The 13,322-nt window shown below is 50.5% G+C and carries 16 protein-coding genes and 1 riboswitch (1 of these 17 cut by a window edge); of the genes, 4 read left to right on the plus strand and 12 right to left on the minus strand.

Annotation, left to right across the window (positions count from 1 at the left end):
- Positions 1–1,427 carry the 3' portion of an LTA synthase family protein gene (locus ACZ5N7_RS08205; RefSeq protein WP_464658617.1) on the plus strand. It extends 676 nt beyond the left edge of the window, so only the last 1,427 of its 2,103 coding nucleotides appear in the window; its start codon lies off the left edge, out of view; it ends in the stop codon at positions 1,425–1,427.
- Positions 1,428–1,450: 23 nt separating this feature from the next.
- Here the strand turns inward: ACZ5N7_RS08205 and ACZ5N7_RS08210 are convergent, their stop codons facing one another.
- The gene (locus tag ACZ5N7_RS08210; protein WP_464658619.1) at positions 1,451–2,344 is read right to left on the minus strand and encodes a LysR family transcriptional regulator; all 894 of its coding nucleotides are present in this window, start codon (positions 2,342–2,344) and stop codon (positions 1,451–1,453) included.
- A gap of 150 nt (positions 2,345–2,494) precedes the next feature.
- Here ACZ5N7_RS08210 and ACZ5N7_RS08215 point away from each other — a divergent pair, with 150 nt between their 5' ends.
- Entirely contained in the window at positions 2,495–3,049 is a 555-nt protein-coding gene (locus ACZ5N7_RS08215) for an acyl-CoA thioesterase (protein WP_464658621.1), read from the plus strand.
- A 127-nt stretch (positions 3,050–3,176) separates the two neighbouring features.
- Here the strand turns inward: ACZ5N7_RS08215 and ACZ5N7_RS08220 are convergent, their stop codons facing one another.
- From ACZ5N7_RS08220 to ACZ5N7_RS08230, 3 genes are all read right to left on the minus strand, one after another.
- Positions 3,177–3,419: a hypothetical protein gene (locus ACZ5N7_RS08220; protein ID WP_464658623.1), complete on the minus strand. Its 243-nt coding sequence runs from the start codon at positions 3,417–3,419 to the stop codon at positions 3,177–3,179.
- Positions 3,420–3,431: 12 nt separating this feature from the next.
- Entirely contained in the window at positions 3,432–3,866 is a 435-nt protein-coding gene (locus tag ACZ5N7_RS08225; protein ID WP_464658624.1) for a GNAT family N-acetyltransferase, read from the minus strand.
- Positions 3,867–4,010: 144 nt separating this feature from the next.
- Entirely contained in the window at positions 4,011–4,415 is a 405-nt protein-coding gene (locus tag ACZ5N7_RS08230) for a CAP domain-containing protein (RefSeq protein WP_464658626.1), read from the minus strand.
- Between ACZ5N7_RS08230 and ACZ5N7_RS08235 the strand changes: the two genes are divergently transcribed.
- Both ACZ5N7_RS08235 and ACZ5N7_RS08240 read left to right on the plus strand, forming a co-directional pair.
- Positions 4,391–4,657, plus strand: coding sequence for a hypothetical protein (locus ACZ5N7_RS08235; protein ID WP_464658628.1), 267 nt, complete (start codon positions 4,391–4,393; stop codon positions 4,655–4,657). The two genes, ACZ5N7_RS08230 and ACZ5N7_RS08235, sit on opposite strands and share 25 nt — an antisense overlap.
- Positions 4,658–4,872: 215 nt before the next feature.
- A riboswitch (cyclic di-AMP (ydaO/yuaA leader) is annotated at positions 4,873–5,006 on the minus strand.
- A gap of 78 nt (positions 5,007–5,084) precedes the next feature.
- Positions 5,085–5,333 carry a hypothetical protein gene (locus ACZ5N7_RS08240; protein WP_464658629.1) on the plus strand — a complete coding sequence of 83 codons (249 nt, stop codon included), beginning with the start codon at positions 5,085–5,087 and terminating at the stop codon, positions 5,331–5,333.
- Between the two features lie 281 nt (positions 5,334–5,614).
- Here ACZ5N7_RS08240 and ACZ5N7_RS08245 read toward each other — a convergent pair whose 3' ends face one another.
- The 8 genes from ACZ5N7_RS08245 to ACZ5N7_RS08280 all read right to left on the minus strand — a co-directional run bounded on the left by ACZ5N7_RS08245 (position 5,615) and on the right by ACZ5N7_RS08280 (position 13,216).
- Complete coding sequence (locus ACZ5N7_RS08245) at positions 5,615–6,295, minus strand: YcnI family copper-binding membrane protein (protein WP_464658631.1); 681 nt, start codon at positions 6,293–6,295, stop codon at positions 5,615–5,617.
- 20 nt (positions 6,296–6,315) lie between these two features.
- Positions 6,316–7,944 (minus strand): copper resistance CopC/CopD family protein, encoded by a 1,629-nt coding sequence (locus ACZ5N7_RS08250; RefSeq protein WP_464658632.1) that lies wholly within the window; start codon positions 7,942–7,944, stop codon positions 6,316–6,318.
- 49 nt (positions 7,945–7,993) lie between these two features.
- Complete coding sequence (locus tag ACZ5N7_RS08255) at positions 7,994–8,653, minus strand: response regulator (protein ID WP_464658634.1); 660 nt, start codon at positions 8,651–8,653, stop codon at positions 7,994–7,996.
- A 3-nt stretch (positions 8,654–8,656) separates the two neighbouring features.
- Entirely contained in the window at positions 8,657–9,454 is a 798-nt protein-coding gene (locus tag ACZ5N7_RS08260) for a sensor histidine kinase (RefSeq protein ID WP_464658636.1), read from the minus strand.
- Between the two features lie 31 nt (positions 9,455–9,485).
- The gene (locus ACZ5N7_RS08265) at positions 9,486–9,749 is read right to left on the minus strand and encodes a YciI family protein (protein ID WP_464658638.1); all 264 of its coding nucleotides are present in this window, start codon (positions 9,747–9,749) and stop codon (positions 9,486–9,488) included.
- 169 nt (positions 9,750–9,918) lie between these two features.
- Positions 9,919–10,224: a hypothetical protein gene (locus ACZ5N7_RS08270; RefSeq protein ID WP_464658640.1), complete on the minus strand. Its 306-nt coding sequence runs from the start codon at positions 10,222–10,224 to the stop codon at positions 9,919–9,921.
- A gap of 131 nt (positions 10,225–10,355) precedes the next feature.
- Positions 10,356–11,429: a Gfo/Idh/MocA family protein gene (locus ACZ5N7_RS08275; protein ID WP_464658642.1), complete on the minus strand. Its 1,074-nt coding sequence runs from the start codon at positions 11,427–11,429 to the stop codon at positions 10,356–10,358.
- A gap of 272 nt (positions 11,430–11,701) precedes the next feature.
- A complete protein-coding gene (locus ACZ5N7_RS08280; protein WP_464658644.1) occupies positions 11,702–13,216 on the minus strand; it encodes an acetyl-CoA hydrolase/transferase family protein in 1,515 nt (504 codons plus the stop codon).
- Between the last annotated feature and the right edge of the window lie 106 nt (positions 13,217–13,322).

A 13,322-nucleotide genomic window follows, 5' to 3' on the forward strand; every position in this document is an offset into this window, starting at 1 on the left:
GCAGCATGCGGGCCATAGCAAAATTAGCCTCCGCCAAAGAGGACACCGGACAAACCAAAGTAAAGCCTAACGTCATTGTGGTGCTGAGCGAGGCGTTCTGGGATCCGACCATTTTGAAGGACCTATCCTTTGACAGGGATCCGATTCCTTTCTTCCACTCGCTGCAGCAGAACTATCCGGGCGGATGGCTGCTGTCCCCTCAATTCGGCGGAGGGACGGCCAATGTGGAGTTTGAAGTGCTGACCGGATTATCAACGCGGTTTCTGCCTCAAGGTTCGATCGCCTACAACCAGTACATCACCAAAGGCGTGGACTCGATGGCCAGCATCCTCTCCAGGCAGGGATACACTGCAACCGCAATCAATCCTTTTCATAACTGGTTCTTCAACTCGAAGAACGTGTACCAAAATTTCGGATTTTCCAAATTTATTTCCGGCGAATTTTTTGCCCCCAATTATAAAGGGCCTTTCCTGGCGGATGAAGAAGTAGCCAAAATGATCATGTCCGAAACGGATAAGTCCCCTGGGCCGGACTTCGTCTTCGCCAATACGATGGAAAATCACGCCCCTTTTTATAACGGTAAATTTGAGAAGAACACCTTTAAGGTGCAGGGTCCTGTGTCCGACGAATCGAAAGAAATGCTGGAAACCTATGCTACGGGTATCGCCGATGCGGATGGTATGCTGCAAATGCTTGCCGAACATTACACTCAGGTGGACGAGCCAACGGTAGTGGTCTTTTTCGGGGATCATATGCCTCTGCTGGGGAATAACTACAAGGTCTATAAAGAAAGCAATTATTTATCGGAGAACGACCCGGATTTTGTGAGAAAAATGTACAGCACCCCCGTGGTCGTGTGGAACAATTATCTTCCCGAACAGAAGGATCAATTCAGCATCAGCCCCTCCTTCCTCAGTTCTTATGTGTTGAAGCTGACAGGCTTGAAGGGCACTTACTTTACCGATTTTCTGGACAAGCTGTCGCAAAAGCAGCCGGTTATTCCTCCCAATTACAAATCGTTAACGGATAACGGCAAGCAAATCGGGCAGTACAAGCAGCTGCAGTATGACATTCTGTTCGGCGACAGATACGGCTATCGTCCGTTCGAGAGCAGGATCGTGGACAGCAATTTCGTCCTGGGGTTGGGAGCCATGGCCGCGGTTTCCGTCAAAACGGGTTCAGCCGGAGGCAAGACCGACTTGATCGTATCAGGCCGGAATTTCGTTCCGGGAGCCATTCTGTATCTGGACAATAAGCGGCTCGCAACGGCTTGGAACCGGGACGGCAGCCTGACCGCGATAGTGCCTGAAGAAATATTGAACAAAACGGGACGCCACCAGGCGGATGTCAGGGTGCTGGATTCCAAGGATATGATTATTGCGAAAACGAACGCATTGGACGTCACTTTGCTGCTCGAGAAGCATTAATCAACCCAGGGCGGCTTTGTTGCTTATCCTTTTCCCTCAAGAATCGACTGCATGAAACGGATCCATTCCCTGGCCGCGTAGGATAAATATTTATCTTTACGCCAGATCATGGAAAGACGCCAGGGAATGGCGGACTTCAACAAGGGGACGGTGCGAAAGCGCGCAGGGTCAAGCGATCGGCATACGGACTCGGGCAAAAGAGTCACACCGAATTTGGAAGCAACCATTTCCGTAATAAAGTCCCATTGGGAGCTCTCTAACACGATTTCAGGCTCGAATCCTGCCCGCCGGCACTCCTCCAGAATCAAATAGCGCAGGTTAAAATCTTCACGGAACAGGATAAAAGGCTCCTGCTTCAGCTCAGTTATCTGCACTTGCACCCGTGAAGCGAGCCGGTGGCCGGTATGGACGAGCAGCCGAACATCCTCCTTCAAGCAGTGCAAAAAGTGAAATTTTCTCTCATCGTCCACCGGAAGCACAACCATTCCGAGATCGAGTTCCCCGCTGTCCACCTCCTGTTCGATCGTCTTTCCTCCCTGTTCTGCCAATTGCAGCCGAATGTCCGGATATTTGAGATGGAAACGTTCAATAATAGAAGGGAAGAAGCGTCCGCCCACCATTGGGGGAAGCCCGAAGCGGATGATCCCTTTTTTGAGCTGCACCACATCCGCCAGTTCTGCGGACAAGTTATCGAAAGCTCTCACAATCTGCCGGGAGGATTGAAGAATGGTCCGGCCCGCATCGGTGAGCTCGATCTGTTTGCCTGAGCGGTCGAACAAAGTCACATTCAGCCGCTGTTCCAACAGACGGACCATTTTGGACAGAGTGGGCTGGGTAATATGAAGGCTTTCGGCGGCTTTTGTGAAACTGCGGTGTTCGGCTACTGCTATAAAATAGGTTAAATGGCGGATATCCATCAATTGACTCCTGTTCTTTACGATATGTTTGGCTGTCCGACGACCTATAGATAAAATGAATAAAAAGCATTCGAATTATGTACTTTACCTGTCCATTTTGTTCCTGTACACTTAAACGAAGTAAATATTATATAGGTAAGGTGAAATCGAATGAGCAATCCTCAAGATACTTTGCCCGCCAAACCGGCGAGAGCGTCTTTTACAATAAAAGCCTCCATTGTCCTGCCTCCGGACACGAATCATCACGGCACGATTTTTGGGGGCAAGCTGATGGCCTATATTGACGATGTGGCCACAATAGCGGCCACCCGGCATGCGCGGCGCCCCGTGGTCACAGCGTCCACGGATTCAGTGGATTTCCTCCATCCGGTGAAAAAGGGAGACGCAGTGTGCCTGTCCGCTTTTGTCACCTGGACCCACAAAACCTCGATGGAAGTGTTCGTCCGGGTTGTGACCGAGGACCTGCTGACGGGTGAACGCAAGGTGTGCGCCACTTCCTTTCTCACCTTCGTCGCACTGGGCGAAGATGACCGTCCAACGGAAGTACCCGCTATCATTCCGGAAACGGATGAAGAAAAGCAGCTGTTCGAGACCGCACCGGTCCGTAAGGAAGCACGGAAAATCAGACGCAAGGAAAGCAAATCCTTCGCGGATATTTTCGGCCCCGATTATCATCTTGCAAACCCGCATTTGCTGCTGCCTTAAGCCGTTTGCCCAAATTATTTGATCCGACGGCTGCGTGCCGCTCCATATAGTGGAGGAAGGTAACATCAAGTGAAAGCACAATTAAATACTGTACACAGGAAAGCGAAAGTCAGCCGAATCTGACGCATCAAGAAGCGTCCGCCGCAAGGTAGCTTGACGTCAAGCTTGAAGCTTGTGCCTGGGCAAGCAGCTCCAGCTGAACCGGCAAGACCGCTTCCGCTGCGCTACATTTCCCCCGCCGCTGCTGAAGCAAATCAGTCCCGTACACAAAGAAACCGTGCCTATGAGAGCGCCTGGTCAGTCGAATGGTAGGAATACCCGCAAAAACGAGCCCCGTTAACCTTGAGTTAGCGGTTTTTTTGTTTTTCATCCACCTTCGATGCTAGTTGTCTTCATGGCTGGCCCAATCTAATTCGCAGCGGTATCTCTCTACGCCCGGGTATCGTTCTCCCAAACTGATGACGCGAAAGCCGACATTTCTGTAAAAATCTACCCCATAGTCATCCGTCTCAGCCGAAATGGTCTCAGGCCGCTTTAATTTGGCTAATTCCTTGATCAGCAAAGCCCCATACCCTTTTCTCCGGAATTCCGGGAAAATGGACAAATGTCTGATCTCCAGTTCACCGCCGCCAAGCTTTCTGCACCCTACCATGCCAACCAGCCTGTCCACGGTTTCCAACCCATATAATTCAACCTCCGGGCCGTACCTGTACTCCTCTAACGCTTTATCCACCTTTTCAGGTTCATCAAACATGGAATATTCAAGCAGCTCTCTCACATCTGTTTCGTCTATTCTGTCCTTTAAATTGATAAGCATCCCATCACTCCATAAAAACAAACTGTTTCCCAACAGTATACCTTATGGAAAGCCAATTCGCCTAACTTCGGGTTATCCTGTTATGCTGCCACAAAAAAAGGCTGCTTCGGCAGTTATGCCGGAAGCAGCCTTTTTGTTATGATCCTAGCCTATGAATTCCTGGACCCATTCTCCGTTATATTCAGCGACACCGATTTTGGTAAAGCTGCTGTTTAGAATGTTGGCTCTGTGACCTGCGCTGTTCATCCAATCGTTCATCACTTGCTGCGGGCTGGTTTGGCCTTTAGCTATGTTTTCTCCTGCGGTGTTGAAGGAGATGCCGAAGCTCTTCATCATGTCAAACGGGGATCCGTAAGTTGGAGAATTGTGGTCAAAATAGTTGTTTTTGTACATATCTTGGGCTTTGGCCATTGCAACTTTGGACAAGTTCGTGTCCATGCTCAATGCTTTCAAGCCGGCTTTGGCTCTTTCCTGGTTGACGAGCTGCAGCACTTGCTTCTCAAATTCGGATGCGCTGCTGTTCTGTGCGGCCGGGGCTGGCTTCTGCACAGGCTGAGGCGCTGGCTTCTGCACAGGCTTTTGCTGCGGAACCGGGGCTGGCTTCGGAGCAGGAGCTGGCTGCGGAGCAGGAGTTGGCTGCGGAGCAGGGGCTGGCTTCGGAGCAGGAGCTGGCTGCGGAGCAGGAGTTGGCTGCGGAGCAGGAGTTGGCTGCGGAGCAGGAGTTGGCTGCGGTTGAGGTTGTGGTGCAGGTGTCGGAGCGGGTAGATTTACTTGTCCAGGGAACCCGGTAAATACATCCTTGAAGATTTGCTCCCAGTTATTTCCTTGCAGCTGTGTCCAGGTATAACCGTCAAACGCAAAAGCTTGTACATTGTAGCTTATGCGGTGAACAGGGGCTTCCTGGGTTGTATCGGCGGTTGCCGCGAAAGCGGTTCCTGCGCTCAATAGCGGCCCCAATACCAAGGCCCCCGTCATAATCATTTTACCAAACTGTTTCTTCATTCGATGTTTCTCCCTTCTTAGCCTGCGAGGTTAGCTGACGGATTCGGTTGAGAGTTTCCCCTGCCTTCACGAGAAAGGCTTCACCCCTTAACTTGGATCCCCCGCGCTCTCTATTAAGAGCTTCGGCTGTTTGTTGTTCGAGTACTATTCTGATAGATTCCCAGAGGAATTACAATGAGAATGTTCTAATGTAATTCTCATAGAGTTCTGAAAGCCTTGATGGGCCAGCATTCTTTTGAAACATGGAAAGTTATGGATAGAGCGTTCATTGAAAAAAAAAAAGAAACCGAAAGTCTCCCTGCCAGAGAGAAGATCCGGTCTCTTTTTCACTCAAATCGTTTTGATAGGACTGTCAGGCGGGATAATCCATCTGTTGCTTACCGCAATTACGAAAAGGACGATGGCTGCAACGGTGCAGAGCAGCATCAGCCAGCCTCTGCTTCTTTTGTGCTGAAAAAAGCATAGAACTGCATAGCTGAAAAGTGACCCCAAAATAATCAAACAAAATAGAATAACGATGATCGATGACATAGACGGATCCTTTCTACCTGAGTCTGCTCCTATTACAGTACCACAGGAGCGTTGATAGACTCAATCCCTATCTGGTAAGAAAAACCCGGCGGGAGATCACCAACCTGGGGGAGGAACACAGCTCACCGCGGAAAAAAAACACTCCTTACGGCTCTATGAGCCTGTTCAAAAAGAGCTTTTTGAACAGACCCACTATGCCGAAGGAGCGCTGATAATCAGGCTTTCTTTTTCATCATGTTCATGATCAGGGAAAGGATCGCTATTGCTAAAGCGGCGACGGACAAGTACAGCGGCAGCGAGGAGGAACCGGCTGGCCCTGCTGCTGCGGCCGGTGCGCTTGTTCCTGCGGCTGGAGCCGCCGATCCGTGCCCGTCCGCGGCCCCTGCGGCTGGAGCTGGCGCTCCATGGCCGTCCGCGGCTCCGGCCTGCTTCGGTTTAACCGTTGTAACGGACGCCGGAGTTTTCGCATCCTGCGCTCCCGTCCATTCCACAATAGAACCGTCTTTATAAGTCTGGACGGCTTTCCAGGTGATTTGGGAGGCGTTGTCCGCCACTTTTCCCTGGATATTGAATTCACCAAATTCGGTTGGTCCAAGCCCCTCACCGGCTGCGGACCATACGATGGCGGTTGTTTTGTTGTCGGCTCCCTTGGCCATCTCGTATTTCCAGCCCGGCTTCGGCTCCACCCTGGAAATGTCCACCGACTCGACAGGAATCTTCAATTCTACCTTTACTGTAGCCGACTCCTTCTCTGTTGGAACACGAACGGTGAACTTCTCATAAGAGCCCTGGCTCGTTTCTTTCGGACTAACTGTGACGTGGGCGCTTGCCACACCCGCAAAGAGACCGATGCTCAGAGCGACAGACGTGAATAACAGACCTATTTTCTTTTTCATTTTGTAAAGAACCCCCCTGATTAATAGACTGACTCTTCTTTGCGGTACACTGTCTCCTCATCATTGCTGTCCATTACACGGACCTCCAGCTCCCACCGGCCCGCAAACGGCAGGTAAGGTCCTTCTTTCTCGTAGCTGAACTGTTTGAATCCCGGAAAGAGCTCCGGCTCCAGCCCCTTGGAAGCTTCCAAAGGAACCTCGATCGGCGCCACTTCTGGATCATCCTTGTAATTGAGATACATTTGTACATATTTAGGCATGTCCCGCTGTTCCGGCAGCCAGACGCGGACCGTGAATTTGTTGGTTCCCGGGCTGTTCGGTGTAATGCGGGCAGTCATGTGGATCTTCTCCGCCATCACATGCCAATGGAGCGGCGCATTCTGAGGCAGCGGATTCAAGTAAGTAAACACGCCGACGATCCCAACAATAGCCAGCATGATGCCGAAATCCGCTTTTACCGCTGTATGAACAGCATTTCCCTTATTCCGTTTCATAAAAATCCTGATCGCATAGCCGGCTGCAATGACAAGGATAACGAGGGCGCTTTTGGCGATCAGAAGGTTTCCCCAGGCGGTATACAGCAGATATTTCAAATGAGGGACCATGACTAAAGTCCACAGAACGCCGGTGGCAACCAGGAAAAGAATGCTGTAGAAAGCCATGTTTGAGAAAACCGGCAGAAAGCTTCGTGCATGCTCCCGGTTCTTTTTCCAATGAATGAGAAGATAGAACAGACCGCCCACCCAGAAAGAAGCCGCCATGAGATGGACTATGTCCAGAATGACAGTATTAAATACGGAATTCCCGGTGGCAATGGCATGGCCGTTGATGCTTTCGGAAATCAGCGTTCCGGCCAGCCATACCCACGAGAACCATCTTCTGCGCCCCAAATAAGCAAATGCTGCAAATGTAAGAACAAGCGATATCAGCCATGAAATGCCAACCGTTGTCGCAAATATCAGATGTCCCAGCTGGGAGGGATCCCAGTCCTCGATATAGTTGGGTAGCTGAAAGCCTATCATTGCAATCAGCGAAAGCAGCATTATCCGCAGCAGGTTCAGTCTCCATAAATCGTTGATTCGTCTGGCTTCGTCCGGTTCAGGCGGATATACCAGCCTCAATAATACCCAACCAGTGACAGTGAGAAAGATCAGATAGTACACGATTCGGAATGCAAAACCCAAAAGCTGCGCAAATGAAAGCTGATCTCGAGGCCCGTATCCGCCGAGGTGTTGCGGAGCTTGCGACTGAGGAGACGGATACCCTACACAAAAAATGTAGGAGCTGTCAATCGGATGACCGTCCTGGGAAATGACATGATAAGAGACGGTGTAATATCCCTCTTTCAAGGCAGGAAGCGGCACAGCAATCTCTTTGCGGTCGAGGCTCATAACGGCTTTATCGGATGTGACCTTCCTGCCGTTTGAGTCCAGCACCCTGATATAGAACAGCTGAGTTTCCAACGATTCATTGAATGTTAAGCGAACCTCCGCGGGAGATGCGTCCATCCGGCTTTCCGGCCCGGGAACCGCTTTTTCCAGAACGGCATGTGCACCTGCCGAATTTGGAAACGTGAACAAAAATAATAGAATGATGATAAATAAATACCGGTATCGAATTGAGACGGCGCCTCCCTTCTTTCTATTCATCACTTTATCCCACAAATGGCAAAAAAATAATGGCCCGGTTGGGCCATTTTTATGGATTGTTTGACGAAAGCGTGAATCCGTTTCTGAACGCATAAGCCGTGAGTTGTACCCGGTTTTCCAAACACAATTTGTGAAGAATGTTCTTCAGATGGTTCTTTACCGTGTTTTCGGAAAGGCTCAGCCTCTCAGCGATACGGCGGTTGCTCTCACCCGTGGCGACACAGGCCACTATCTCCCGCTCCCTCTGGGTCAATACGCCGGGATCGACATCCGAAGACACAGAACCTGACCGGAACCTGAGAAAAAGCTTGTCCGCCATCCCGCGGGAAACCTCAGCATTCTCATCCAGCAAAGCCCGGAGATACTTTATCCAATCGCCCGGGTCCATATTTTTTAGCAAATATCCCTGTGCCCCAAACTGGATAGCGGTGAACAGATCAGCGATATCATCGGACACCGTCAGCATGACGATTTTGATATGGGGATGGGACTGTTTAATCCTTCTGGCAGCCTCCAAACCGTTCAGGTCGGACATGCGGATGTCCATCAACACCAGATCGGGCTCCAGTTGTCCGCATAAAGCCACCGCCTCGCTGCCTCTGGATGCTTCGCCGATGACCCGGAAGGAGGGATCGTCAGTAAGCAGGCTTTTTACAGCTTCTCTGGCAAAAGGATGATCGTCCGCAATCAAGACCTTGTACATCGTCATTGTCTAAGGCGCTCCCTTCCGCGAATGCAGCCGGATTATGGTGCCTTTGTCCCGCTTTTTGCCTATATTAAAATCCGCCTGCAGGTCGCCTGCCCTCTTACGGATCATGGATATGCCGTATTGGTTGGCCGAGCCCGGCCGTTCAAGCCCAATGCCGTCATCCTCGATTGTCAGTTCCCAGCTGCCGGCGGTTCCTGTTAGCGTAAGTCGGGCGTTCTCAGCTCCGGAATGCTTCCGGATATTGGTAAAAGCCTCCTGGATGATGCCGAACATAAGCATTTCCTCAGACGAAGTAAAGGTCCGGTCCGTGATGCCGATTTCACGCTCTACCTCGATCCCCGCCACCAAGCTCCACTCTTCCAGCCATTTGTGCAACCTATCCTGGAACTTGACCTCGGAATCCGGTGGCTGCCTCAAATTAAAAATCGCCTGCCGCAGATGGTTGTCGATCTCCGAGATGGCGGAACGGGCTTCGTCGATATGGCCCATCTTGAGCTTCACATTGAGGAAAAAAAGAATTTGCGCAATATTATCGTGTAGTTCCCGGGCTAGCCGCTCTCTTTCTTCATATACTGCTCGCTTGGACTGTTCCGCGGACAGCTTGGCGTTGTTCGCTTCAATCAGGTTGAACATCCAGTTAGAGAACAAATAAGAGAGAACCAACGTGACCAGGACAATAACAAAATTGCCCGCTTCCATGGTCAAATACGGCATGAGAAAGCCATGCCGTATAAACTCGAAGCTGCCGATAATTATCGTCGGAAGCAGAACTGTAAACAGCTTGAGATACCGATTCGACATGCCAGCCCCGCGACCTTCAAACTTTACTCGTTCAGGCAATATTGGCATCCCATTCATGGATCTCCAATGTCCTGGCGCCTTCAATAATATAAGGGTCCTTCTCGGCGATCTCGCGGATATCTTCCAGTGAATTGCCTTTATAAATAACGAGGCCGCCCGCGCCGTCGACAAATCGCCCGCTGGCAAAGAGAGTGCCTTTAGAACGCTGCTCGTCCAGAAAGGCCAGATGCTCCGGCCGGTACTGCAAGCTTTTGGCTTCATCGAACATTTTCAGGAAAACGGCAAAATATTTCATTCATGAATCCCTCCTTAAGCAGGTATGTATATCCTTTCTAAGCATATCATGAAATGGCATAATAATGAAAACAGAACCGGCTCCGCTGCGAGAACCGGTCCTGGTGAGTGACCCGTTTATATTAGCGACATTATGAGCGACTGTGGAATACAACGACTTTTGCCAGTAATTAAACGTGTTCGGCATGGGTCCATTGGGTAGGAGTGCCCGATCTCAAGCAGTTCGGAAACACTTCGCCGGCCTGAAGCATAATGTGCTCAGCCGTATCACTGCTGTAGCTGCCGGTTTCCGTCACGATCTCTCCGGTGTTATGCTTGTGTGCACTATGTCTCCACGTGGTGTTCTTCCCCGTCACTGGACATGCCGGAAAGGTATCTCCATGCATCAATTCCTGCGCCTGACCTGCCTCACAAATGTACTTTCCCGTCTCAGCAACAACATTGTCAGTGTGATGCAAACCCTTTGTGTTGATCATAATGTTCACATCCTTAAAGGTTCTCAGCAGCAGAAGGAAAGCTGCGTATATATGAATAACCTCATTAGGACGAATTGAAACCCATTTGATGAAGTTTATTTATAATATCGATAAATATTTTTGATCAAAAACTACTCTACCTGAACCGCCTGCTTTTGCGCGATCAAGCATAGCTCAGCGGCTTTAAAAGCGTGCTCCTGCGTCATGGCGTTCTCCGTACGGTTGATGCAGTCCAGAACGAGCTGCCCGAAAAATGGGAATCCCACTTGGCCGCCCAGTTCAAAATGCTTCTCTCCTTCGTGGTTCACCAGGAATAGATGATCTCCCTTACGGTCCCTGGCGACATCAATGTATTTGCGCATCTCTATGTATCCACCGGTTCCCAGGATGATCGTCCTTCCGTCCCCCCAAGTGCCGAGCCCGTCAGGCGTCAGCCAATCCACCCGGAAATATCCTGTTGCGCCGTTGTCGGCAATTAGCGTGGCATCGCCGAAATCCTGCAGCTCTTTATAATCCTTGCTGTTATAGTTAGCCACTTTGCTGTGCGCGACGGTCGCGTCTTTGGCACCGGTGTAATACAGGAATTGCTCGATCTGATGGCTTCCGATATCGCAAAGAATTCCGCCGTATTTCTCAAGCTGGAAAAACCATTCCGGCCTCGACGGCGCATTTAAACGGTGGGGGCCTGTTCCTATCACCTGCACCACACGGCCGATGGCCCCTTGTTCGATCAACTGGCCGGCGAAGACAGCGCATTCAACATGAAGCCTTTCACTATAGTAAACCATATATTTCCGGCCGGTCATCTTTACTTTGTCCCTTGCCGCTTCCAACTGCTCAAGTGCCGTAAAAGGAGCTTTATCCGTAAAGTAATCTTTTCCGTGCTCCATCACTCTCAGTCCCAGCGGGCCGCGTTCCGATGGAACAGCCGCAGAGGCCACCAGAAGGATGGAAGGGTCGCTCAGAATTTCTTCCTCCGACGCCGCGGCTCTGGCTTGCGGGAATTTGGCGATAAAAGCCTGTACTTTATTGGGGTCCGGGTCGTATACCGCTGTCAGTTCCGCACCTGCTTCCACTAATCCGTTGCACATTCCATAAATATGCCCGTGGTCCAATGCAACCGCCGCAAACCTGAATTCGCCTGGCTCAACCACTCTGTTCGGCTTGCCCTGCGGCGCGTAATTCATACCGTCATTCTTGTCCATAGTATGCTCATCCCCTTATTCACACCGTTATAATGAAAATGCTTTCTTTTTCTATTATACTAGTTTAACGTGTGCATGAAAACAAAAATTTAGCCGCAATAGATCGAGGCGTGCTGCGGATACGAAAGCGGTACGCCCAGTATAGACGAATGGGGTCTGACAACCCGCCGTGCAGCGCCATAACGCGCGCCGGGAGAGGCGGACGTGGGAAAAGAACGTGTGGACTAGGACCAAAAAGAACTGTCAGGAACAGATCATCCTGACGGTTCTCCTTATCCTCTTTGCAGAACCTTCTGAAGCATTGTTCGGTGCTGCGCGTAATTCGTATGCCAAGACAGCGCTTTTTCCAACACATGCGGGGTTTGCCCGCCTCTGGTTAACGCTTCATTGTAGTACTCCAACAGGGGCTCACGGTACATAGGATGTGCACAACGTTCAATGATGAGCTGGGCGCGTTCTCTCGGCGCAAGCCCTCTTAAATCGGCATATCCCTGCTCTGTGACAACGACATCCACATCATGCTCCGTGTGATCCACATGCGAAACAAAAGGCACGATACACGAAATGTTCCCTTCTTTCGCGATGGATTTGGTGACAAAGATCGCAATACGGGCGTTTCGGGCAAAATCTCCCGATCCCCCAATGCCGTTCATCATTTGCGTCCCCATCACATGCGTCGAGTTTACGTTGCCGTAGATATCGAACTCCAACGCTGTATTGATTGCGATCAATCCCATCCGGCGTATGACCTCAGGATGATTGGAAATCTCCTGCGGCCTCAAGATCAGCCTGTCCCTGTATTTCTCGAGATCAGGAAACACCTGATCCATCTTTGCAGCCGAAAGCGTAATGGAACAGCAGGAGGCAAAGCTGACTTTACCGGCATCCATTAATTCGAACACAGCATCCTGCAAAACTTCGGAATAGACCTTGAGATCCGTAAACTCCGATTCCAGGAAACCGTGAAAGACCGCATTGGAAACGGACCCAATCCCTGATTGCAGCGGGGCAAGGCTGTTCGTTAAGCGTCCCTCCCGCACCTCTCCGCGAAGAAACTCTGTCAGATGCCGCGCTATCGTTTCCGTTTCCTCGTCGGGTGCGGTGATTGTCGACGGCGAATCGGCCTGGTTAGTAAAAACGATCCCCCGTATTTTGCTGATATCAACTGCTATCCCTGTAGTCCCCATGCGGTCATCCGGTTTCGTCAGCGGGATAGGTGAACGTTCGCCTTGTTTGCCTGGTTCGTACAAATCATGTATCCCTTCCAATGACTGCGGTTGAGCCAGGTTGATTTCAACGATCACCGATTTCGCGTACTGTGCGAATACCATCGAATTCCCTACGGAGGTCGTCGGGATAATCATGCCGTCCTCCGTTATTGCAATCGCTTCCACTATAGCGAAATCAATAGGGTCCAAAACACTCGCGCGTACCATCTCCGAAGTTTTGGATAAATGCTGATCTATAAAATAAAACTCGCCCTGGTTTATCTTTTTTCTCATCGTAGGATCTGCCTGAAAAGGAAGACGTTTGTGCAGCAGGCCGACTTCGGCGAATAATTTGTCAATATCCGATCCAAGCGAAGCTCCGGTATACACATTGACTTTCAGCTTGTCGGTTTTTGCGCGTTCAGCTAGCGCAAAGGGAACCGCTTTAGCGTCTCCGGCCCGGGTAAAGCCGCTTAGGCCCAATGTCATACCGTCCTTGATCCAGGATGCAGCTTCCTGCGCAGATACGACCCTGTCTTGTAAGCGGTGATTTCTGATTCGAGTGCAAGCGTTTTCCATCAGGGCTCCCCCATTCCATTTGTGCTTTACATTATTTTAACCTATGTCAAACGGAAGGAAGCCATTTGTGGATGAAAACGGGAAAATACCGGGCGAAGCATAGTTA

The sequence above is a fragment of the Paenibacillus sp. JCM 18996 genome, assembly GCF_055392555.1.